The organism is Chitiniphilus purpureus (assembly GCF_025642115.1).
Classification (GTDB): Bacteria; Pseudomonadota; Gammaproteobacteria; order Burkholderiales; family Chitinibacteraceae; genus Chitiniphilus; species Chitiniphilus purpureus.
On record NZ_CP106753.1, the window covers coordinates 780571 to 801268 of the forward strand.

At 64.1% G+C, this 20698-nt stretch carries 22 protein-coding genes and 1 pseudogene; 9 read left to right on the top strand and 14 right to left on the bottom strand.

Annotated features, from left to right (window positions below):
• The first annotated feature begins 26 nt into the window (after positions 1 to 26).
• Together N8I74_RS03580 and aroB are read left to right on the top strand one after the other, a co-directional pair.
• Positions 27 to 572 carry a shikimate kinase gene (locus tag N8I74_RS03580; protein ID WP_456298712.1) on the top strand — a complete coding sequence of 182 codons (546 nt, stop codon included), beginning with the start codon at positions 27 to 29 and terminating at the stop codon, positions 570 to 572.
• The gene (aroB, locus tag N8I74_RS03585) at positions 553 to 1632 is read left to right on the top strand and encodes a 3-dehydroquinate synthase (protein ID WP_263125551.1); all 1080 of its coding nucleotides are present in this window, start codon (positions 553 to 555) and stop codon (positions 1630 to 1632) included. The genes N8I74_RS03580 and aroB overlap by 20 nt, the downstream gene beginning before the upstream one ends.
• A 202-nt stretch (positions 1633 to 1834) precedes the next feature.
• Here the strand turns inward: aroB and N8I74_RS03590 are convergent, their stop codons facing one another.
• Complete coding sequence (locus tag N8I74_RS03590; RefSeq protein WP_263125552.1) at positions 1835 to 3085, bottom strand: YihY family inner membrane protein; 1251 nt, start codon at positions 3083 to 3085, stop codon at positions 1835 to 1837.
• A 61-nt stretch (positions 3086 to 3146) separates the two neighbouring features.
• Between N8I74_RS03590 and wrbA the strand changes: the two genes are divergently transcribed.
• Together wrbA and N8I74_RS03600 are read left to right on the top strand one after the other, a co-directional pair.
• Entirely contained in the window at positions 3147 to 3746 is a 600-nt protein-coding gene (wrbA, locus tag N8I74_RS03595) for an NAD(P)H:quinone oxidoreductase (protein WP_263126711.1), read from the top strand.
• On the top strand, positions 3743 to 4129 hold the full coding sequence (locus N8I74_RS03600; RefSeq protein WP_263125553.1) for a DUF2069 domain-containing protein: 387 nt from the start codon (positions 3743 to 3745) through the stop codon (positions 4127 to 4129). Before wrbA ends, N8I74_RS03600 begins: the two co-directional genes overlap by 4 nt.
• 61 nt (positions 4130 to 4190) lie before the next feature.
• Here N8I74_RS03600 and N8I74_RS03605 read toward each other — a convergent pair whose 3' ends face one another.
• From N8I74_RS03605 to N8I74_RS03625, 5 genes and pseudogenes are all read right to left on the bottom strand, one after another.
• The gene (locus N8I74_RS03605) at positions 4191 to 5987 is read right to left on the bottom strand and encodes a 2-isopropylmalate synthase (RefSeq protein WP_263125554.1); all 1797 of its coding nucleotides are present in this window, start codon (positions 5985 to 5987) and stop codon (positions 4191 to 4193) included.
• A 118-nt stretch (positions 5988 to 6105) separates the two neighbouring features.
• Positions 6106 to 6867, bottom strand: a complete 762-nt coding sequence (pssA, locus tag N8I74_RS03610; protein ID WP_263125555.1) for a CDP-diacylglycerol--serine O-phosphatidyltransferase — start codon at positions 6865 to 6867, stop codon at positions 6106 to 6108.
• 61 nt (positions 6868 to 6928) lie between these two features.
• A pseudogene (locus N8I74_RS03615) lies at positions 6929 to 7567 on the bottom strand (phosphatidylserine decarboxylase); the annotation flags it as partial.
• Positions 7568 to 7649: 82 nt separating this feature from the next.
• A complete protein-coding gene (locus tag N8I74_RS03620; protein WP_263125557.1) occupies positions 7650 to 8561 on the bottom strand; it encodes a DMT family transporter in 912 nt (303 codons plus the stop codon).
• Positions 8562 to 8824: 263 nt separating this feature from the next.
• Entirely contained in the window at positions 8825 to 9184 is a 360-nt protein-coding gene (locus N8I74_RS03625) for a hypothetical protein (protein ID WP_263125558.1), read from the bottom strand.
• Between the two features lie 95 nt (positions 9185 to 9279).
• On the opposite strand from N8I74_RS03625, the gene N8I74_RS03630 reads away from it, so the two are divergent.
• Positions 9280 to 10197: a LysR family transcriptional regulator gene (locus N8I74_RS03630; protein ID WP_263125559.1), complete on the top strand. Its 918-nt coding sequence runs from the start codon at positions 9280 to 9282 to the stop codon at positions 10195 to 10197.
• 43 nt (positions 10198 to 10240) lie between these two features.
• On the opposite strand, the gene ilvC is transcribed toward N8I74_RS03630, so the two are convergent.
• From ilvC to ilvB, 3 genes are read right to left on the bottom strand one after another with little or no spacing between them, the layout of a single operon-like run.
• Positions 10241 to 11257: a ketol-acid reductoisomerase gene (gene ilvC, locus N8I74_RS03635; RefSeq protein WP_263125560.1), complete on the bottom strand. Its 1017-nt coding sequence runs from the start codon at positions 11255 to 11257 to the stop codon at positions 10241 to 10243.
• Between the two features lie 58 nt (positions 11258 to 11315).
• Complete coding sequence (ilvN, locus tag N8I74_RS03640; RefSeq protein WP_263125561.1) at positions 11316 to 11807, bottom strand: acetolactate synthase small subunit; 492 nt, start codon at positions 11805 to 11807, stop codon at positions 11316 to 11318.
• A 13-nt stretch (positions 11808 to 11820) separates the two neighbouring features.
• A complete protein-coding gene (gene ilvB / locus N8I74_RS03645) occupies positions 11821 to 13590 on the bottom strand; it encodes a biosynthetic-type acetolactate synthase large subunit (RefSeq protein WP_263125562.1) in 1770 nt (589 codons plus the stop codon).
• Positions 13591 to 14086: 496 nt separating this feature from the next.
• Between ilvB and N8I74_RS03650 the strand changes: the two genes are divergently transcribed.
• From N8I74_RS03650 to N8I74_RS03665, 4 genes are read left to right on the top strand one after another with little or no spacing between them, the layout of a single operon-like run.
• Positions 14087 to 14659, top strand: a complete 573-nt coding sequence (locus N8I74_RS03650) for an RNA polymerase sigma factor (protein ID WP_263125563.1) — start codon at positions 14087 to 14089, stop codon at positions 14657 to 14659.
• 17 nt (positions 14660 to 14676) lie between these two features.
• Positions 14677 to 15042, top strand: coding sequence for a DUF3619 family protein (locus tag N8I74_RS03655; protein WP_263125564.1), 366 nt, complete (start codon positions 14677 to 14679; stop codon positions 15040 to 15042).
• A complete protein-coding gene (locus N8I74_RS03660; protein WP_263125565.1) occupies positions 15021 to 15410 on the top strand; it encodes a DUF3106 domain-containing protein in 390 nt (129 codons plus the stop codon). The genes N8I74_RS03655 and N8I74_RS03660 overlap by 22 nt, the downstream gene beginning before the upstream one ends.
• Complete coding sequence (locus N8I74_RS03665) at positions 15407 to 15997, top strand: RDD family protein (protein WP_263125566.1); 591 nt, start codon at positions 15407 to 15409, stop codon at positions 15995 to 15997. Before N8I74_RS03660 ends, N8I74_RS03665 begins: the two co-directional genes overlap by 4 nt.
• Here the strand turns inward: N8I74_RS03665 and lnt are convergent.
• From lnt to N8I74_RS03690, 5 genes are all read right to left on the bottom strand, one after another.
• A complete protein-coding gene (gene lnt, locus N8I74_RS03670) occupies positions 15923 to 17416 on the bottom strand; it encodes an apolipoprotein N-acyltransferase (RefSeq protein ID WP_263125567.1) in 1494 nt (497 codons plus the stop codon). The genes N8I74_RS03665 and lnt overlap by 75 nt on opposite strands.
• 66 nt (positions 17417 to 17482) lie before the next feature.
• Positions 17483 to 18334, bottom strand: coding sequence for an HlyC/CorC family transporter (locus N8I74_RS03675; RefSeq protein WP_263125568.1), 852 nt, complete (start codon positions 18332 to 18334; stop codon positions 17483 to 17485).
• Between the two features lie 5 nt (positions 18335 to 18339).
• A complete protein-coding gene (gene ybeY, locus N8I74_RS03680) occupies positions 18340 to 18813 on the bottom strand; it encodes an rRNA maturation RNase YbeY (protein ID WP_263125569.1) in 474 nt (157 codons plus the stop codon).
• A 30-nt stretch (positions 18814 to 18843) separates the two neighbouring features.
• Entirely contained in the window at positions 18844 to 19863 is a 1020-nt protein-coding gene (locus N8I74_RS03685) for a PhoH family protein (protein WP_263125571.1), read from the bottom strand.
• Positions 19864 to 20044: 181 nt separating this feature from the next.
• Positions 20045 to 20686: a UPF0149 family protein gene (locus tag N8I74_RS03690; protein WP_263125572.1), complete on the bottom strand. Its 642-nt coding sequence runs from the start codon at positions 20684 to 20686 to the stop codon at positions 20045 to 20047.
• Positions 20687 to 20698 lie beyond the last annotated feature (12 nt).

Genomic DNA, 20698 nt, shown 5'->3' on the forward strand with positions numbered 1-20698 from the left:
CGTACAGGCTGGCATTTCCGGTTAAAATGCCTGGCATGAAACTGCCAGGCAATTTTTTTCTGATCGGCATGATGGGTGCCGGCAAAACCACCGTCGGCCGGGCATTGGCCAAAGCGACGGACAAGCAATTCTATGATTCGGACCACGAAATCGAAGCCCGTACCGGGGTCAGGATTCCATTGATCTTCGAGGTGGAAGGGGAAGCCGGATTCCGCATGCGTGAAACGGCGACGATCGCTGAATTGGTGCAGCAGCAGGAGCTGGTGTTGGCCACCGGCGGTGGCGCGGTGCTCAGTGCGGACAACCGTGCCGCATTGCGCCAGCATGGATTCGTGATCTATCTGCGGGCCGGGATCGACGATCTTTATCTGCGCACCGCGCACGACAAGAACCGGCCCCTGCTGCAGACTGCCAACCCCAAGGAGCGGATACGCGAGCTGTTCGAAGCGCGCGATCCGCTATACCGTGAAACGGCCGACCTGATCATTGATACCAGCCGACAGTCCGTCCAACAACTCACCCAGTCGCTTCTGGCCAAACTCGAGCATCTGCATGCGCACCGTCAAGCTTGACCTCGACCACGCTCCCTATCAGATCCTGATCGACCGCGGCCTGCTCACGCAGGTCGATCTGATCCTGCCGCTGCTGCCGCAACCGCGGGTGGCCATCGTGACCAACGAGACCGTGGCACCGCTCTATCTGGACCCGTTGCGTTCGGCACTGGCCGCGCGAGGAGTGCAGGTGCAGGCGATCGTCCTGCCCGACGGCGAGGTCTTCAAGACCTGGGAAACGCTCAACCTGATCTTCGATGGACTGCTGGCTGCGCGCTGCGAGCGCAAGACCACGCTGATCGCGCTGGGTGGGGGCGTCATCGGCGACATGACCGGCTTTGCGGCGGCGGTGTATCAGCGCGGTGTGCCATTCATCCAGATCCCCACCACGCTGCTGGCGCAGGTGGATTCGTCCGTCGGCGGCAAGACGGCGATCAACCATCCTTTGGGCAAGAACATGATCGGGGCGTTCTATCAGCCCCGACTGGTCCTCGCGGACCTCGATACGCTCGATACCCTGCCGGCACGCGAGTTCTCCGCTGGGATGGCCGAGGTGATCAAGTACGGGCTGATCGACGATCTCTTCTTCTTCGAGTGGCTGGAAGCGAATATCGACCGGATGATGGCGCGGGATACCGGGACTTTGGCCTGGGCGATCGAGCGCTGCTGCCAGAACAAGGCGCGCATCGTGGCCGGTGATGAGAAGGAGCAGGGGCAACGCGCCTTGCTCAATCTGGGCCACACGTTCGGCCATGCCATCGAGTCGGGGTTGGGCTACGGCGCCTGGTTGCACGGCGAAGCGGTTGCCGCTGGCATGATGCTGGCGGCAGTTGCATCCGAAGCGCTGGGCTATCTGGATGCCGCCGCCATCGAGCGCATCCGTGCACTGCTGACACGCGCCGGACTGCCGGTGGTAGCGCCGGCGCTGGGGGTCGAGCGCTATCTGGAGCTGATGGCGCAGGACAAGAAAGTCGACGCCGGCACGATCAAGTTCATTCTGATGCGGCAGTTGGGACAGTCCTACATCGGCGAGCTGGACTACGCCACATTGACCCGGACGCTGCAACGGGGTTGCGCCTGAAACGATGGTGGGCGTCCATCGTCTGTTGCGTGGTTGATCGCAGCCGGCCGGCAATGGATTGGGCATGGGCCGACCGGCACCACATTGTCTGCAGCTTCAACCTTGCACCGAAACCATGGCCAGGATGCGCGTGGTGGCCTGCCTGGACAGGCTCTCAGGGCTGGCCGGTCGGATGACGGCTTGAAGGGTCATCAACAGGTGCTCAGGCGTTCGCCTGTTCATCATCCAGGCGGGCCGCGTACTGGGTGAGGGTTTCGTCCAGCGCCGCGGTCATCCCGGTGATGTGCCGTGCAAGGCCGGTTTCCACGGTGGCCGAGAGCGGCGTGACCACCGCTTCGAACAGATCCAGCAGCCGGATACGGTCGATCGAACCCGAGAGCAGCCATTCCCCGGCGCGGGTCGCTTGCACCCAGCCGCGTTCGCTCATGGTCTCCAACAGGTTGTGAGTGGCATCGATGCCCAGACCGACCCGTCGGCGCAGCGCGTCGATATGCAGCACTTCACCGTGGGTATGGGCCTGTGCCAAGGTCATCAGGATACGCATCGCCTGTTCGAACCGGGTGCCGTGATGGCGTTCCCAGCGCCAGCCGTCGCCATGCCAATACGACAACGAGGCCGCCAGCACGGCGCCGCCCAGTACGATGACCCAGCATACATACAGCCACAACAGAAAGATCGGGAAGCTGGCGAATGCCCCGTAGACCAGTTGGTAGCCGCCGAACAGCTGGATATACAGCGCAAACAGTTTTTTCATCAGCTCCAGCAGGATGGCGACCAATACGGCGGCCAACATGCCGTGGCTGCGTGGCACATAGCAATTGGGGACTGCCACGTAGAGCAGCGTCAACGATACGAACATCAACAGCGACGGCCCCAGCTTGAGCAGCAGTGCTTCGATCAGTGGGGCGTTTTCCACCAGCGCGTTCTGCTGGAACAGCCATGACGTCAACGACAGGCTGATGCCGATCAGCAGTGGGCCAAGTGTCAATGCCGCCCAATAGATCAAGGTGCGCGAGAGCAGCTTGCGCGGCTTGCGCACCCCCCAGATCTGGTTGAAGGTCTTTTCAATGGTGAAGACCAGCAGGAGCGCAGTCAGGACCAGACCGATCATCCCCAGTGCGGTCAGTTTCTCGGCGTTGTCGGCAAACTGCCGCATATACATCGCGACGGCACGGCCGCCGGTTTCCGGCACCAGGTTGGAAAGGATGAAGGAGCGGAATTTCCCGGCATATGCCGAGAACATCGGAAACGCCGAGAACAGCGTCAGCGCGATGGTGAAGAGCGGCACGATGGCCAGCAGCGTGGTGTAGGTCAGGCTGCCTGCGGTCTGCAGGCAGCGGTCGACGACCAGTCGATGCCCGACAAAGCGCGTGAACCCGGCCAGACGCCCCCAATAGTGAACGGTGAGTAATGGTTGCAGCGATAAGGCATTCAGCGGGAGCAGGCGTGCCATGCAGTTGTCGGTCTATGAGGAGCAAGCCCCTATAATAGCGGACCTGACATCGGTGGACCCCATGGCTGACATACTCGTCCTTTACTACTCCACGCATGGCGCCACGCGTCAGCTTGCACAGCTGATCGCCCGTGGCGTTGAATCCGTGCCCGGATGCACCGCCAGATTGCGCACCGTTCCCCGGGTGTCGACCGTGTGCGAGGCCAGCGAGCCTGCCGTGCCCGAAAGCGGCGCCCCTTATGTTGAATTGGCCGATCTGCAGGCTTGCGATGGCTTGGCGCTCGGCAGCCCAACCCGTTTTGGCAACATGGCCGCGCCCATGAAATATTTCTGGGATGGGACCATCGACACCTGGCTGCAAGGTGGGCTCGCCGGCAAGCCTGCCTGCGTCTTCACCAGCAGCGGCAGCATGCACGGTGGCAACGAGTCGACATTGCTGACCATGATGGTGCCGCTGCTGCACCACGGCATGCTGATCGTCGGCACGCCGTTCACCGAAACCGCGTTGTCCACGACCCGCAGCGGCGGCACGCCGTATGGCCCATCCCACCTGGCCGGCCCCGAGTCGCGCCTGCCGGTGTCGGATGAGGAAAGACAGCTTTGCCTGGCGCAAGGGCGGCGGCTCGCGCAGATTGCGCTGCAGCTGGGCCAGCCGCGATGAGCGCCGATCTGACACGCTGGCGTGGCCACGTGCAGTGGGCCGCCATCCTTGGAGTCATCGCACTGATCGGCCTGTGCCTCGCCTGGGAACTGTGGCTGGCGCCGCTGCGTCCGGGCGGGTCCGTACTGATGTTCAAGGCGCTGCCCTTGCTGCTGCCGCTGCCCGGCCTGCTCAAGGGGCGGCGCTACACCTACCAATGGTGCAGCATGTTCGTGCTGCTCTGGTTCACTGAAGGCGTGATGCGGGCCTGGTCGGAGCAGGGCATGGCGCAGTACCTTGCGCTGGCCGAGATCGCGTTGTCGGTCTGGATCTTTGCCGCGGTTGTGTTCTATGCCCGCTGGACCCGGCCTTCGCTGCGACAAGCCTCGCCCCGGCCCGATTGAACAAGGCCCCACGGTTTTGGCACCGTGCCGGAAAACCGTGGGGTTCGGTGCGCGTCTGGCGCTAGATCGATTCGCCGATCTGCGGGTTGACACGCCGGACCTTGCTGCCCAGCTTGTTGACCGCGGAAATATAGGCCTTGGCGCTGGCAACCAGGATATCGGTGTCGGCACCCTGGCCGTTGACCACACGCCCTTCCTTGGAAAGCCGCACGGTGACTTCGCCCTGGCTGTCGGTGCCGCTGGTGATGGCATTGACTGAATAAAGCAGCAGCTCGGCCCCGCTGTGCACCACTGATTCGATCGCCTTGAACGTGGCATCGACAGGGCCGTCTCCTTCCGACTGCGCCCGCTTTTCCGTGCCTTCCTCGGCAATGACCAGCGTGGCGCTCGGCGTCTCGCCGGTTTCGGACACCACCTTGAGCGCGGCGAGCTTGTAGGTCTCCTGCTCGATGCTGATCATCTCGTCGGAGACCAGCGCGTGCAAATCCTCATCGAAGATCTCGCGTTTGCGGTCGGCCAGCTCCTTGAAACGGGCGAAGGCAGCATTCAGTGCCTCTTCGCTGTCAAGCACAATGCCCAGCTCGGCGAGCTTGCTACGGAACGCGTTGCGGCCGGAAAGCTTGCCCAGTGTCAGGCGGTTGGCCGACCAGCCGACCGACTCGGCGCTCATGATTTCGTAGGTTTCGCGGTGCTTGAGCACCCCGTCCTGATGGATGCCCGATTCATGGGCGAACGCATTGGCGCCGACGATGGCCTTGTTGGGCTGCACCGGATAGCCGGTGATGGTGGAAACCAGTTTGGAGGTCGGGACGATCTGGGTGGTATCGATCCGGGTCTCGACGCCAAAGATGTCGTGCCGGGTCTTGACCGCCATCACGATTTCTTCCATGGCCGCGTTGCCGGCGCGCTCGCCAAGGCCGTTGATGGTGCATTCCACCTGCCGCGCGCCGCCCAGCACCGCGGCCAGCGAATTGGCCACCGCCATCCCAAGGTCATTGTGGCAGTGCGCGGACCAGATCACGCTGTCGCCCCCCGGCGTCTTGGCGATCAGCTCACGGAAGAATGCCTCGGTACGGTAGGGCACCGCATAGCCGACGGTATCGGGTACGTTGAGCGTGCGTGCGCCGGCCTTGATCACCTCGCCGAAGATACGGGCCAGGAAATCGATGTCGCTGCGCAATGCATCCTCGGCGGAGAACTCGATGTCGGCGGTGTATTCACCGGCAATCCTCACCGCGCGCACCGCCGCTTCCACCACCTCGTCAGGCGACATGCGCAGCTTCTTCTCCATATGGATGGGGCTGGTGGCGATGAAGGTATGGATGCGGCCGCGCGCGGCAGGGCGGATCGCTTCACCGGCTGCGCGGACGTCGCGCTCGTTGGCGCGCGCCAACGAACAGACAGTCGATTCCTTGACCGCTTCGGCGACGGCGCGGATGGCATCGGCATCGCCCGGGCTGGCTGCGGCAAAACCGGCTTCGATGATGTCGACGCCAAGCTTTTCCAGTTGTCGGGCAATCCGGATCTTCTCTTCCCTGGTCATCGAGGCGCCGGGGGATTGTTCCCCGTCGCGCAAGGTGGTGTCGAAAATATACAAACGGTCGCCCATGGCGTGTGCTCCGGCAGTGAGCGGCGCCGCGGCGCCGAGACGATAGGTGTGGATGTTGAAGGTGCGGCCCCGTGCCGCGGCCAGTTGCGCCAGCTTGTCGATCTGCGAAAGCGGCAGACTGCCGCGTTCGCGCCACTTGTAGATGGCGGCACGGCTGACAGGATCATCGGGAAAGGTTTGGTTGAGCGCTTCGGTCAACGGCCCAGGGCCGCCGAAATCGGCAATCAGGCGATCGATATCGAACTGCACGGCGGCGCTCCTGAACACTGTTTGCGTTCAGGATAGCGCGCTTGTGGACATAACGTCAAAATAATGTCTGATGAATGACTTTGTGGTTGTTTCTATTGCGGCATTGTCTACTTAATGTCTAGTTGGTCGGCGTCACCTTGCGCCGGTTCAACCAGTTCCACGCCCAGTAGAGATAGCCGGAGGCTGCATAGCCGATGAAGAAGCAAAACAGGACCAGCGCGGGGCGGGAGGCGCCGATCAGCAATACCAGGGTGGCGATCAGCAGCGCAACGAATGGCACCGTCTTCTTGGCGTGGAATTCCTTGAAGCTCCAGAAGCGTACGTTGGATACCATCGTCAGGCCGGCAAACAGCGTAAACAGCAGGGTCATGGTCGGCAGCACCCCCGCCATGAAGGCCAGATCGTCCGCATGTTCGATGCTGATCCAGACGAAGCCGGCGACCAATGCGGCAGCCGATGGCGAGGGCAGACCCTGGAAGAAACGCTTGTCCACCACCTGCAGATTGGTGTTGAAGCGCGCCAGACGCAGCGCTGCGCCGGCGCAGTAGATAAAGGCCACCATCCAACCGAGCTTGCCGAAGTCCTTGAGCGCCCATTCGTAGGCCACCAGCGCCGGCGCCACGCCGAACGACACCATGTCGGACAGGCTGTCGAACTCGGCGCCAAATGGCGATTGGGTGTGCGTCATGCGCGCCACGCGGCCGTCGAGCCCATCCAGGATCATCGCCACGAAGATGGCCACCGCCGATTGCTCGAAATGCCCGTTCATCGCCTGGACGATCGCGTAGAACCCGGCGAACAGTGCGCCAAGCGTAAACAGATTGGGCAGCAGGTAGATGCTTTGTCGCTTCAGGTTCAACGGTCGCTTGATCGGGTGCATGGTCTTCTCGGGCAAGCGGCGAAGGACGCCGCGATGACGATTGGGCGCGTCAGGCTCAGCCCAGTTCCGCAAGAACGGTCTCGGTTGCGCTGACCTTGTCGCCGATGGCGACCTTGGCCCGTGCCGTCAGTGGCAGATAGACATCGACACGCGAGCCGAAGCGGATGAAGCCGTAGCGTTGCCCTCGGCTCAACGTGTCCCCTTCCCGGGTGTAGCAGAGGATACGGCGGGCGACCAGTCCCGCGATCTGGACGAATGTGATTGGGGTGCCATCACCCATCCTGACGAGGACGGCGTTGCGCTCGTTTTCGAGCGAGGCTTTGGACAGCGCGGCGTTCACGAATGAGCCGGCGTTGTATTCGACCCGTTCCACCACGCCGTCGACCGGGCTGCGGTTGGAGTGCACATTGAACACGTTCATGAACACGCTGATCTTCAGCGCCTCGACCTTGCGGTAAGGATCCAGCGCCTGTTCGACCACGACCACGCGCCCGTCGGCCGGGCTCAATACAGCAGTGGGGTCTTGCGGGATGCGTCGGGGGGGATCGCGGAAGAACTGCAGCACGAACAGGGCGATGATCCAGAACGGGACCGACCACCAACCGGCGAAATGGGTGACAAATACGGCGGCGACCACGCTGGCGGCCAGGAAGGGCCACCCTTCGCGGGCAATGATGGGATGGGGATAATGCGTACTCAAAGTTGCCTCGATTGCTTGGTCCAAGCTGAAAATTGTAACCGAGGTAAGGTGCCGGTGTCTTTCAACCAACCGGCCTGTCGGGTCAACGGTCGCGCGCGGCCTGCCCACGCGACCTGTCGCGGGGCAGCGCGGCCCAGATTGCGGCAGCGACCATCAACGCCCCGCCCAGCCATGCAGCGCTGCTCAGCCGTTCGCCCAGCCAATAGTTCGCAAACAGCGCCCCGAACGCCGGTTCGCATCCCATCAGCAGCGCCACGCGGCTCGGGCTGCTGTGCCGCAGCCCATAATTCTGCGCAAAAAAAGCGAACAGGGTGCAGAACAGCACCAGATAGAGCGTGCCGTACCAGAAGCCGGCCACGGCGGGCAGGGCGGGCAGGCTGCCGGGCAGCAGCCAGCCTGCAATCAAACTGCCGGCACCGACCACGCCGGCCTGTACCGCCGTCAGCGCCAATACCGGAACCGGGTGGTTGGCGGTAAGGCGCGCTGTCACGCACACCAGCAGCGCGCGCAACAACGCAGCGGCCAGCATCAGCCCATCGCCCACGTTCATGCCGCCGGACAGGTCAGCAGCCAGCAGCCAGGCCCCCGCCAAGGCTACCCCGGCCGCGATGAGCGCCGATCCGGTGGGGCGACGGCGCAACAAGGCCCATTCGATAAAGGGAGTGAACACAACGCACAGGCTGATCAGGAACGCAGCATTGGCCGCATGCGTCAATGCTATGCCCAGGGTTTCACAGGCAAAGATTGCCAGCAGCAGCAGACCCAGCGGCACACCTGCACGCAATGCGCTACGCCCCTGCGTTCCGGCCAGGCCACGCAGGGCCGGCAGCAGCAGCACGAAGGTCAGCCCGAAGCGGATGGCGATGAAACCCAGTACCGGATAATAGGCAAGCACCCCCTTGGCCACCGCATAGCTCGTGCCCCAGACCACTGCAACCGACAGCAGCATCACGTCGGCGATCCAGAACGGCGCAGGATAGGGCAAGGCACGCATCGGGGCTCCTGGTGGCAGCAAGAACAGGGGACTGGCAAAGCGCTGTGCTATGGGCGTTTGCCCAAAGGGCGCTGTGCGGGGGGCGGCGACCGGGACTCACGGTAAGGGACACGTGGGCCATGCCGGATGACGCGTCTCAACAGGAGGCCCGCAACGGCTGCCGCACGGCGTCACAGCGTCCAGTCAGGGTGAGCCGGCATGGGGTTGTACGTGATCACCGAGCTGGTGAGTCGCGCGCAGCGAGGCGGTCGCCGTCCGGCGCGCTAGCTGCGATCGGCCAACAGGCCAATGCGCCGCTCCATCTCGGCGATGCGCCCGTGCAGGCCATCGATCTGGCGCTGCTGTGCCTGGATCACGTATTCCACGGTGTGCGCATAGTGCAGGACTTCGGCCGCGAAGGCGTGCGCATCCGGGTCTTCGGCCGGCGCCGTGGCCTCACGCCATTTCTGCAAGGCAAAATCCAGACGTGCCCGTGCGGTACTGACGGTTTTCGGCATGGCGCCCCCGCGGTGCCAGCTGCCTCCGTCCGGCGCTGAAAAGGCCTGGGAGGTCAACTGCGAAGTTTGCAAGCGCTGCCATGCATCCTGCACGGCAGGTTCACTGATTATCGTCTCGTTTGCCACATTATCAATCACCTGCCTTGTTGCGATAATGCCCTGGTGTGGAACAGGTCTTGTGCAGCATGGGAACAAATAAATATCTCGGATTGCTCTCTGATATGGCTGTGTTCGTCCGCGTCGTGGATGCTGGCGGGTTTTCCGCCGCGGCCCGCCAGCTTGGGATGACACCGTCAGCAGTCAGCCGGCAGGTGGCGCGACTCGAAGCCGAACTGACGATCCGCCTGCTGGAGCGCACGACGCGCAAGCTGCGTCTGAGTGAGCCGGGGGCCGAGGTCTATCGCCGCGCCCAGGAAATGGTGGCGGCAGCGCGCGAGGCCATGGCGGCCGCCGGCAAGTTCACCGAAGCGCCAAGCGGCCTGATCCGGATAAGTGTGCCCAAGGCTTTCGGCCGCTTGGTGCTCCATCCCCTGATCCCGGCATTCCTGCATCGCTATCCAAGTATCGATGTGCAGTTGGTGGTGTCCGACCGCTATGTCGATCTGATCGATGATGAGGTGGACCTGGCGATCCGGATCACCGACCAGCCGGCCATCGGGCTGGCTGCCCGCCCGCTGATGCCGGTCCGTCATGTGTTGTGTGCCAGCCGGCAATACCTGCTGACACACGGCATGCCTGCCCACCCGCGTGAGCTGGCGCAGCACAGCTGCCTGTATCTGGGCGAGCATGCCGGCGACAACCGCTGGCAATTCAGGCGCCGCGGCGAGCAGGTGCAGGTGATGGTGCACGGCCGCTACGTGGCCAATCACAGCGAGATCCGGCTTGAGGGTGTGTTGCAGCACCTGGGGATAGGATGCCTGCCGCATTTCACCGCAGACAACGCGCTGCAGCGCGGCGAGGTGGTCGAGGTCCTGCCCGGGTGGGAGTTCATGGGGGCCTATCGCGGCACGGCCTGGGTGCTCTATCCGCCCAACCGCTATCTGAGCGCCAAGTTGCGCGTCTTCATCGACTACCTTGCCGATGAACTGGCGCCGCGGCGGGCCGTCAAGGCGGGATCGCCGCGCACCGAGCACAAATGAAAACGGCCAGCGCTGGGCTGGCCGTCTATGCCACAGGCAAGGCTCAGTTCTTGGACTGGTCCACCAGCTTGTTCTTGGCGATCCACGGCATCATCGCGCGCAGCTCGGCGCCGACCTGTTCGATCGGGTGGGCGGCGGTCAGACGGCGGCGGGCCGTCATGCTCGGGTAGTTGGTCTTGCCTTCCAGGATGAACATCTTGGCGTATTCGCCCGACTGGATGCGATACAGCGCCTTCTTCATCGCTTCCTTGGTGGCGGCGGTGATGACTTCCGGGCCGGTCACATACTCGCCGTACTCGGCGTTGTTCGAGATCGAGTAGTTCATGTTGGCGATGCCGCCTTCGTACATCAGGTCGACGATCAGCTTCAGTTCGTGCAGGCACTCGAAGTAGGCCATTTCCGGGGCGTAACCGGCTTCGGTCAGCGTTTCGAAGCCGGCCTTCACCAGCTCGACGGCGCCGCCGCACAGCACGGCCTGTTCGCCGAACAGGTCGGTCTCGGTTTCTTCGCGGAAGTTGGTTTCGATCACGCCGCCCTTGGTGCCGCCGTTGGCTGCGGCGTAGGAGAGGGCGATGTCACGGGCACGGCCGGACTTGTCCTGGTACACGGCGATCAGGCTCGGCACGCCGCCGCCCTTGTTGTATTCGCTGCGCACGGTGTGGCCCGGGCCCTTCGGGGCAACCATGATCACGTCGACGTTGGCCGGCGGAACGATCTGGTTGTAATGGATGTTGAAGCCGTGGGCGAACGCCAGGGCTGCGCCATCCTTCAGGTTCGGCGCGATCTCGCGGTGGTACACGTCCGGCTGCGACTCGTCCGGCAGCAGGATCATCACCACATCGGCGCCCTTCACCGATTCGGCCACTTCCTTGACCGGGAAGCCGGCGGCTTCGGCCTTGGACCACGAGGCACCGCCCTTGCGCAGGCCGATGGTGACGTTCACGCCCGAATCCTTCAGGTTGGCAGCGTGGGCATGGCCTTGCGAGCCATAGCCGACGATGGTGACCTGCTTGCCCTTGATCAGGCTGATGTCGGCATCTTTATCGTAAAAGACTTTCATTTCCGGTTTCCTTTTTCTGGGAGTATGCAGTGGGCGGGCACCATGCCCGTACCCGCCGTTAAATCTTGAGGACCCGCTCGCCGCGTGCGATGCCGGAGGCGCCGGTGCGCACTGTTTCCAGGATCACCGCGGGGTCGAGTGCCTTGATGAAGGCATCGAGTTTCTCGCCGGTGCCGGTCAGCTCGATCGTGTAGGTCTTCTCGGTCACGTCGATGATGCGGCCGCGGAAGATATCCGCCATCCGCTTCATCTCGTCGCGATCCTTGCCGGTGGCGCGCACCTTGATCAGCATCAGCTCGCGCTCGATGTGGTCGGCCTCGTTCAGGTCGATCACCTTGACCACCTCGATCAGCTTGTTGAGCTGCTTGGTGATCTGCTCGATCACATCGTCCGAACCGTGGGTGACGATGGTCATCCGCGACAGCGTCGGGTCTTCGGTGGTCTGCACCGTCAGCGAGTCGATGTTGTAGCCGCGAGCGGAAAACAGGCCGGTCACGCGCGAGAGCGCGCCGGCTTCGTTTTCGATCAGGACGGAAAGAATATGTCGCATGTTCTGCCCCCCCTCAGCACAGATTGCCGTAGTCGCGGTTGTTTTCGAACGGCACCTGCTGCAGGCCGCGCATATGCGGTGGCAGATCCATCTGATTGAGGCCCTTGCCGTTCTGGATCATGGGGAACACGTTCTCCGACGGATCGGTGCGGAAGTCCATGAACACCAGCCGCTCCTTGAGTGCCGGGCTGAACGCCTCCTTGAGCACCGGCTCGACGTCGGCCGGATTCTCGATCTTGAAGCCGACGTGGCCGTACGCTTCGGCGATCTTCACGAAATCGGGCAGGGCATCCATGTAGCTCTCGGAGTAACGCGTGCCGTAGAAGAACTCCTGCCACTGCCGCACCATGCCGAGGTAGCGGTTGTTCAGCGAGAGCACCTTGACCGGCGTGTGGTACTGCTTGCAGGTGGAAAGCTCCTGGATGTTCATCTGGATCGAGCCCTCGCCGGTGATGCATGCCACCTGCGCGTCGGGATTGGCCAGTTGCGCGCCCATCGCCGCCGGCAGACCGAAGCCCATCGTGCCAAGGCCGCCCGAGTTGATCCATTGCTTGGGCCGGCGGAACTTGTAGTACTGCGCCGCCCACATCTGATGCTGGCCGACGTCGGAGGTGACGATGGCTTCGCCGTTGGTGATCTCCCACAGCTTCTGCACCACCGCCTGCGGCTTGATCAGCTCGGTCGACGGGGTGTACAGCAGGCAGTCGGGCTTGCGCCACTCGTTGATCTGCTTCCACCAGTTGGCCAGCGCATCCGGATGAGGGCGCTGATTGCCTTCCTTGAGCACAGCGATCAGGTCGGTCAGCACATGCTTGACGTCGCCGACGATGGGCACATCCACCTTGACCCGCTTGGCGATCGAGCTGGGGTCCACATCGATATGGACGATGCGCTTGGGGTTGGACAGGAACTGGTTGGGCACCGAGATCACCCGGTCGTCGAAACGTGCTCCGATCGCGATCAGCACATCACAGTACTGCATCGCCAGATTGGCTTCGTAGGTGCCATGCATGCCAAGCATGCCAACGAAATTCGGGTCGGTGCCATCCAGCGCACCAAGGCCCATCAGCGTATTGGTGCAAGGCACGCCCAGCAGGCGCACCAGCTCGGTCACCTGCGCGCCGGCGCCGCCCTGCACGGCGCCGCCACCCACGTAGATATAGGGGCGCTTGGCTTCGGCGAGCAGTTGCGCCGCTTTCTTGATCTGACCCGGATGGCCTTTGCTGGGCGGGTTGTAGCTGCGGATCGACACCGACTCGGGGTATTCGAACGCGCACTTGTTGATGGTCACATCCTTGGGGATGTCGATCACCACCGGGCCGGGGCGCCCGGTCTTGGCGATATAGAACGCCTTCTTGAAGGCCGTGGCCAGATCGCGCACATCCTTGACGAGGAAATTGTGCTTCACGATCGGGCGCGAGCAACCGACCATGTCCACTTCCTGGAAGGCATCAAGGCCGATGGCGCTGGTGCCGACCTGCCCGGAGATCACCACCATGGGAATCGAATCCATATAGGCGGTGGCGATGCCGGTCAGCGCGTTGGTCGCGCCCGGCCCGCTGGTGACCAGGGCCACGCCGACCTGGTCGCTGGAGCGCGAATAGGCATCGGCGGCATGCACCGCAGCCTGCTCGTGCCGGACCAGCACGTGCTTGAATTTTTCCTGACGGAAGATTGCGTCGTAGATCTCGAGCACAGCGCCGCCAGGATAGCCGAAGACGAATTCGACGCCTTCCTCCTGCAGACAGCGCGTGACGATCTCGGCACCGGAGAGATGCTCCATGATGTCACCCTTTGCCGGTACGCAGCCGCACCTCGCGTGCGGCAACCGGCGATCAACGTTGAAGAAAAACAGTGCTCCTGCCATTCCAGAGCATTGCGACTGCGTCGACCTGCTTGGCCAGGCATGTCTCGTGCGTCAAGACGGGCGTGTCTTCAAACGCCGGCCGGTGCGCGGTAACGCATCGGCCAGGACATGGTGGCATCGGCAGTGCCGCGTAGCCTGTCTTTACCGGGCTGGCCGCCTTGGCTCGGGCTTGTGGCCCGAATTGGGACGACTGCGGTGTGTTGCGCGGGCGGTGCCATTCGGTGCCGGCCGCCGAAGTTCCGGGGGCGCGGCTTCACATCTGGATTGGGTGTGAACCGCAAACGGTAGCGGAACAGTGCGCGCTTGGCAAGAAAAAATACCGCTGGCCCAAGTGCTTGCAGCACTTCACTGGCACTGATCCGATGCCCTTGCTAGCATCCTTGCCCAGTTCACCTTACTTCCATTGGGCGCAATGCATTCCCGCCAATCCGAGCTTTCCCATTTCCTTGCCTCGACCGAGCGGCGTGCCTTCAAGCACGCGCTCTACGCGGTGCGGGACGAGGAAGCGGCGCTGGATATCGTGCAGGATGCAATGATGCGGCTGGCCGAGCGCTATGCCGATCGCACCGTCGAGGAATGGCCGCTGATCTTCCAGCGCATTCTGCAAAACACCATCCGTGACCATTTCCGGCGCCAGAAGGTACGCACCTGGTGGGTGACCCTGTTCTCGGCCTTCCAGCGCGACGGCGAGGGCGACGACGACGATCCGCTGGACTGGCTGCCGGCGCAGCCGAGCGCCGCGAGCCCCGAGGCCGAGCGGCAACAGGCGCAGACCATGGCGTTGATCGAAGCCGGCGTGGCCCGGCTGCCGGCACGTCAACGCGAAGCGTTCCTGCTGCGTTACTGGGAGGAGTTCGATGTGGCGGAAACCGCCCGGATCATGGGTTGTTCCGAAGGCAGCGTGAAGACGCATTGTTCGCGGGCGACGCAAGCGCTGGCGAACTGGATGCGCCAGCACGGTGTAGACTGGCAAGGTAATCAGTGAAGCGCAGGGAAACGGCAATGGACGAGCGGAGCGAGCAGCAATTGGGCAGGCTGGTGCGCAGCGCACTGGACGGTACTCCGCTGTCCGAGGCGGCTGCCGTGCGCCTCGCCGCCGCGCGCCAGTCCGCCGTCGCCCACGCGCGGCCTGATCTGTCGTTGCCACTGCGGGCGCTGCGCTGGCTGCAGGCGCAATGTGGCGATCATCCTGCCGCATGGGGTGCCGGCCTTGCCTTTGGACTGGCGGTGCTGGTCGGTGGCGCCTGGCAATGGCAGCACGTGCGCGCGACCGATCCGTCACTCGATCTGCAATTACTCGCGGACGAAGTGCCGCTCGATGTCTACGTGAGCAACGATTTCGATAAATGGACCGTCGTTACCAACTGATCGCCCTGTTGTGCGCCGGCCTGCTGGGCATGCAGGCCGCTCTCGCCGAGGACTGGCAGTCGCTCAGCCCGCAGCAGCGATCCTTGCTGGCGCCGCTGTCCGGCCAATGGGATACGCTGCCATCTGACGACCGGGCGCGCTTCGCCCGGTTGGCCGAGCGCTATCCCCAGCTCGATCCGCAAAAGCAGGCACGTGTGCGCGAGCGCATCGGACGTTGGGCCGACCTGTCGCCTGGCGAGCGCGACCGCGCGCGAGAGAATTACCGGCGTCTGCGCGAGATGCCGCCCGAGCAGCGGCGTGCCGTGATCGAGAAGATCAGACGCGAGCACGGTGATGATGCGCGGTCCCATCGGCGGCGCGAGCAATGAGCGCAGTGCGACCGCCGTTGGCCGGCTGGTGGCGGCGCCTGTGTGCACTGCTGTACGAGGGCATGCTGGTGGTGCCGGTGGTGCTGCTGGCCGCTGTTGCAGCGGTGGCGGTACAGGCCGTGCTGCAGGGGCTGATGGGCCTGCCGTTGACCGGCCAGTTCGATCATCCATTTGCCCATGCGCTGAATTTCGTCTGGCTGATGCTGGCGCTGTTCGGTTACTTTGCCTTTTGCTGGCGCCACGGCGGGCAGACATTGGCGATGAAGACCTGGCGGATCAGGCTGGCCGGCGCCGATGGCAGCGTGCCTGGATGGCGGCCGCTGTTGCTGCGCTTCATCCTGGCGGCGCTGTGTTATGTGCCGCTTGCGCCCCTGTGGTTCGCAGCGCGGCACGACGCGCGCTGGATTCCATGGGCCTGGCTTGCGCTGGCGTGGTTTCTGGCGCCCTTCGTCTGGGCCTGGTTCGACCGCGACCGGCAACTGCTGTACGACCGGTTCGCCGGCACCCGGCAGCTATATGCGCCGACGCGCAAGGGCGGCGGCGCCAAGGATGAAGCCGATGGTGAGCAGCACCGGCCAGTCGTCTAGGCGCGCGTAGGGCGTCATGCCACTGAAGTTCCGGGCCCTGCCTTCGAGCAGGGCCTTTTGCATCTGCGGGGCGGCGGCGCGGATGTGGCCTTTCTCGTCGATGATGGCCGTCATGCCGGTGTTGGTGGCGCGCAGCATGTAGCGGCCCGTTTCCAGCGCGCGGGCCTGACTCATCTGCGCATGTTGGGCCGCAGCCCACGAGCCATCGAACCAGGCAAGGTTGGACACGTTGACCAGCAAGGTCGCCTGCGGCAACGCACGCAGGATCTCGCGACCGAATACATCCTCGTAGCACACATTGGGCGCCAGCCGGGTTGCGCCGAGCTGCAGAGGCGCCTGCCGGGCCGGCCCTGACGTGAAGCCCGACAGTGGCATGTTCAGGAAGCGGTACATCCAGCCGAACAGCGCCGGTACCGGGACAAATTCGCCGAACGGCACCAGGTGATGCTTGTAGTAGGCCGGCTGGGTCGCGTCGCTCAACGCCAGCACCGCGTTGTAGTACTCGTCCGGCTGCTTGCCCTGGATCGGTACGCCCGAGATCAGGTGCCGATCGCCCACCGCCTGGCGCAGATGGGCCAGATACCAGCCCGGGATGTCTTCCAGGAAGGCGGGAATCGCTGTTTCCGGCAGGATCACCAGCTCGCCCCGGGCCGCCCGGGTGAGCTGCAGGTAGGTGCGCAGGTTCTCGACGAAATGGGCTTCGTCCCATTTCATGTTCTGCGGGATGTTGCCTTGCACCAGCGTCACCGTGACCGGCCTGCCCTGCGCCACGGTCCAGTCCACCTGCTGCAGTGCCCCGCCTGCAAGCCAGATCGCCGCCACCGCGCCCCAATGCCTGGGCGAGCGCGGGCGTGACGCCAGCAGCCCGACGCTCAGTGCCAGCAGCAGTCCCACCCCCCATGCGCCCAACACCGGCGCAAAACCGGCCAGCGGCGTGTGCGGCAGTTGCGATACGCCGCTGCTGGCCCATGGAAAGCCGGTGAACAGCCAGCCACGCAGGTACTCGGTGGCGACGAAGGCAGCCGGAATCAGGAGCGGCAGACGCCAGCGCGCCGGCGCGGCAAGGCGCTGTCCCAGCCAGCCCGCCAGCGCCGGAAAGAGCGCGAGATAGAGTGCGAACAGCACAGTGCAGCCTGCCGCCATCCAGGCCGGCATGCCGCCGTACACGTGCATGCTGATGAACACCCAGTAGATATTGGCGACAAAGTAGCCCATGCCCCAGCTCAGCCCGCGCCAGGCAGCGGCACCAGCGGATGGTGCGCGGGCGACGCAGATGAAGAGTGCGGCGAGCGACAGCCACATCACGGGCGCCCAATACAACGGGGCAAAGGCGAGCGCGCCACTGGCGCCGCCGGTGGCGAGCCCGAGGTGGAGCAGGGCGGTACGGGGCAGGAGGGAAGACAGGCGCGTTTGGGCCATGGGCGGGAAGGCGTGGTCCGGAAGAGATCGCAGCCGGTACGGCTGGGGAAGCCGGTGGCGCGCGGATTATGAAGGCGTGGCCTGCGGCACCGACGCCAGGCGTTGCACCGCCACGGTGTGGACGCGCCGGCTGTCGGCACGCAACACACGGAACCGGCAGTCCTCGACCTCGACCACCTCGCCACGCTGCGGCACATGCCCCACATGGTTGATCACGAGGCCGGCGACGGTACGCGCTTCTTCGAGCGGCAGCCGGGTGCCAAGCGCCTCGTTCAGGTGCGAGATCTCGGTAGTGCCCTTGACCCGCCAATGCCCGTTGCGCGCGGGTACGATATACAGCTCGGTCTGGTCGAATTCGTCGGCGATGTCGCCGACGATCTGTTCGATCACGTCTTCGATGGTGATCAGGCCGGATACGCCACCGTGCTCGTCGACAACGATGGCCATATGGTTGCGGGTGCCGCGAAAATCCGCCAGCAGCATGTTCAGCCGCTTGGTCTCCGGCGTGAACACGACCGGGCGCAGGATATGGCGGATATCGAAGGACTGGCGGTTGGCGTAGTAGTGCAGCAGATCCTTGGCGAGCAGGATGCCGAGCACATTGTCCTTGTCGCCGTCGATCACCGGAAAACGCGAATGGGCGGTGTCGATCACGAAGGGAATGAATGTCTCGGGCGGCATCGCCACATCGACGACATCCATCTGGCTGCGCGGCAGCATCACATCGCGCACCAAGAGATCGCCGACATTGAGCACGCCCTCGATCATCGCCAGTGCATCGGCGTCGAGCAGATGGCGTTCAAAGGCGTTGTGCAGGATCTCGACGAGCTCGCCGCGGTTTTCCGGTTCACGCAGCAGAAAGTGGGTCAGACGTTCCAGCCAAGTGCTCTTGGCGCTTAAGGACGTGCCATCGTCCATCTGGGTCAGGACTCCTTGTCGCTTCGGTACGGATCATCATAACCCAGTGCCGTGACGATTTGCGCCTCCAACGCTTCCATCGCCTGCGCTTCGTCCTCCTGCTGATGATCGTAGCCCTGCAGATGTAGCACCCCGTGCACCACCAGATGGCAGTAGTGTGCGAGCACCGGCTTGTCCTGTTCCTGTGCTTCCTGTTCCACCACCGGCGCGCACAGCACCAGGTCGCCCATCAACGGCAGGCCGGGAATATCGGGCAGGTCGTCGAAGGTGAAGGTGAGCACATTGGTGGCGTAGTCCTTGCCACGGTATTCGCGGTTGAGTGTCTGCCCTTCCGGCGCATCCACCAGCCGCAGCGTCAGCTCGGCCTGCTTCACGCCGGGCTGCAGCGCCGCCTCGGCCCATGCTTTCAGCTGTGCACGGGTCGGCAACGCGGTGGCGGCGGTGGCGTTCTGCACCGCAAGCTTCAGCCGCCGGCTCATCGTCGTCCCCTGCCCGGGCGCCGGGCGCGCTCAGGCATGGCGCTCGCCGTCCTTGCCGGATGCGGCATCGCGCTCGGCCCGCTTGCGGGCGGCATCCTCTTCGCGCTGCCTGGTCTTGCGATCGTAGGCGTCGACGATCTTCTGCACCAGTGGATGGCGCACCACGTCGGCGCTGGTGAAGTAGTGCAGCGCGATACCGCGCACCTCGGCCAGCACGTCCTGCGCATCGACGAGGCCGGACTTCTGGTTCTTGGGCAGGTCGATCTGGGTGGGGTCGCCGGTGATGACGGCCTTGGAGCCGAAGCCGATCCGGGTCAGGAACATCTTCATCTGCTCGGGCGAGCTGTTCTGCGCCTCATCCAGGATCACGAACGAATGGTTGAGCGTGCGTCCGCGCATGAAGGCGAGCGGGGCGATCTCGATGATGCCTTTCTCGAACAGCCGGGTGACCTTGTCAAAGCCCATCAGATCATAGAGCGCGTCATACAGCGGACGCAGGTAGGGATCGACCTTCTGCACCAGATCGCCCGGCAGGAAGCCCAGCTTCTCGCCGGCCTCGACCGCGGGACGCACCAGCACCAGTCGCTTGACCACGTCGCGTTCGAGCGCGTCCACCGCACAGGCGACCGCCAGATAGGTCTTGCCGGTACCGGCCGGGCCGATGCCGAAGGTGACGTCGTGCTCCATCACCGCCTTGATGTACTGCGTCTGACGCGGGGTCCGCCCGCGCAGGTCCGCGCGACGGGTCTTGAGCATCGGGGCGTCGGAGTCAGTCGGCGCATCGTCGGGCGCGCGCGTCAGCTCGATCACCCCGAGCTGGATGTCGTCGATATCAAGCGGGTCGCTCGCCTGGTTGTAGAAATACTCCAGCGCGTCGAGCGCAAGCTTGATCTGGCGCGTCTTGCCCGAGACGCGGAAATGCGCGTCGCGCCGGGCAATCCCGACATCCAGTGCCGTTTCGATCTGGCGGATGTTCTCGTCGAGCGGGCCGCACAGGTTGGCCAGCCGGGTGTTGTCGGCTGGCAGGAAGGAAATGGTGTCGTTATGCAAAAGCAGGGGCCTTGGTCATGGGAAGGGCATATTTTCCGGAGCGGCCATGCAGCGAGCCGGTGCCGGCGGCAGCATCGAAGATGGCGGTTGGGCAGTAAAACACAAGCCCGCCGCAGCCTGGATTGCAACAATACCCTGGCCGACGGCTGCATCGGCCCGCTTGGGCGGGCCATCCATCAGCCTAGCGCCGGCGTGGGCTGCGACCGCCGTTGTCGGCCGCAGGGGCTTGGCGTTCCTGCCAGTAGCTGCGGATGCCCGGCACCAGGTCGGGCAGGGCGGCGGCAAGCTGGTGTTCGAACTGCACCACGTCTTCCCCGGCCTCGGCCAGCTCCGCGCGCGCATCCTCGTCGGCGCAGTCCAGGATGGGGCCGATCAGCTCGATGCCGTCCTCGTCCTCCAGCAGCGGTTGCCAGCCTTCCGGATCGAGCGAGGTGCCGAGCATGAAGCCGTAACACCATTGCTGGGCGATATCGGTGCCGCTGTCCTCGTCCACATACACCATGGGGGTGAAGGTCGGCGGATCGGAGGCCAGCTCATCGGCCAGCTGGTTGTAAAGGCGCAGGATCAGGTCTTCGATCCGGGTCTGCTGCTGCGTCGACTCGAATCCGGGACGCTCCTCGCCTTCGCCCCACACCGACGGCAGCCATGCCTCGGGCAGGGGCTCGACCGGCGAGACCAGCACGGCGGTGACAAAACCGTGCAGCATCGAAAGATCCATGCATTCCTCGGGTGTGGCATCCGAATCGAGGAAGGCCGCCAGTTCGTCCAGTTCCGCTTCGGTGAGCGGGGCGACGGTGCTGCGGGAGAAGCCTTTGGTTGCCATCAGGGGTCCTTG

Coding starts and splice junctions, on each gene's coding strand:
- N8I74_RS03580 (WP_456298712.1), top strand. CDS start 27: ATGCCTGGCATGAAACTGCCAGGCAATTTTTTTCTGATCGGCATGATG.
- aroB (WP_263125551.1), top strand. CDS start 553: ATGCGCACCGTCAAGCTTGACCTCGACCACGCTCCCTATCAGATCCTG.
- N8I74_RS03590 (WP_263125552.1), bottom strand. CDS start 3,085: ATGGCACGCCTGCTCCCGCTGAATGCCTTATCGCTGCAACCATTACTC.
- wrbA (WP_263126711.1), top strand. CDS start 3,147: ATGGCTGACATACTCGTCCTTTACTACTCCACGCATGGCGCCACGCGT.
- N8I74_RS03600 (WP_263125553.1), top strand. CDS start 3,743: ATGAGCGCCGATCTGACACGCTGGCGTGGCCACGTGCAGTGGGCCGCC.
- pssA (WP_263125555.1), bottom strand. CDS start 6,867: ATGCACCCGATCAAGCGACCGTTGAACCTGAAGCGACAAAGCATCTAC.
- N8I74_RS03620 (WP_263125557.1), bottom strand. CDS start 8,561: ATGCGTGCCTTGCCCTATCCTGCGCCGTTCTGGATCGCCGACGTGATG.
- N8I74_RS03630 (WP_263125559.1), top strand. CDS start 9,280: ATGGCTGTGTTCGTCCGCGTCGTGGATGCTGGCGGGTTTTCCGCCGCG.
- ilvC (WP_263125560.1), bottom strand. CDS start 11,257: ATGAAAGTCTTTTACGATAAAGATGCCGACATCAGCCTGATCAAGGGC.
- ilvN (WP_263125561.1), bottom strand. CDS start 11,807: ATGCGACATATTCTTTCCGTCCTGATCGAAAACGAAGCCGGCGCGCTC.
- ilvB (WP_263125562.1), bottom strand. CDS start 13,590: ATGGAGCATCTCTCCGGTGCCGAGATCGTCACGCGCTGTCTGCAGGAG.
- N8I74_RS03650 (WP_263125563.1), top strand. CDS start 14,087: ATGCATTCCCGCCAATCCGAGCTTTCCCATTTCCTTGCCTCGACCGAG.
- N8I74_RS03655 (WP_263125564.1), top strand. CDS start 14,677: ATGGACGAGCGGAGCGAGCAGCAATTGGGCAGGCTGGTGCGCAGCGCA.
- N8I74_RS03660 (WP_263125565.1), top strand. CDS start 15,021: ATGGACCGTCGTTACCAACTGATCGCCCTGTTGTGCGCCGGCCTGCTG.
- N8I74_RS03665 (WP_263125566.1), top strand. CDS start 15,407: ATGAGCGCAGTGCGACCGCCGTTGGCCGGCTGGTGGCGGCGCCTGTGT.
- lnt (WP_263125567.1), bottom strand. CDS start 17,416: ATGGCCCAAACGCGCCTGTCTTCCCTCCTGCCCCGTACCGCCCTGCTC.
- N8I74_RS03675 (WP_263125568.1), bottom strand. CDS start 18,334: ATGGACGATGGCACGTCCTTAAGCGCCAAGAGCACTTGGCTGGAACGT.
- ybeY (WP_263125569.1), bottom strand. CDS start 18,813: ATGAGCCGGCGGCTGAAGCTTGCGGTGCAGAACGCCACCGCCGCCACC.
- N8I74_RS03690 (WP_263125572.1), bottom strand. CDS start 20,686: ATGGCAACCAAAGGCTTCTCCCGCAGCACCGTCGCCCCGCTCACCGAA.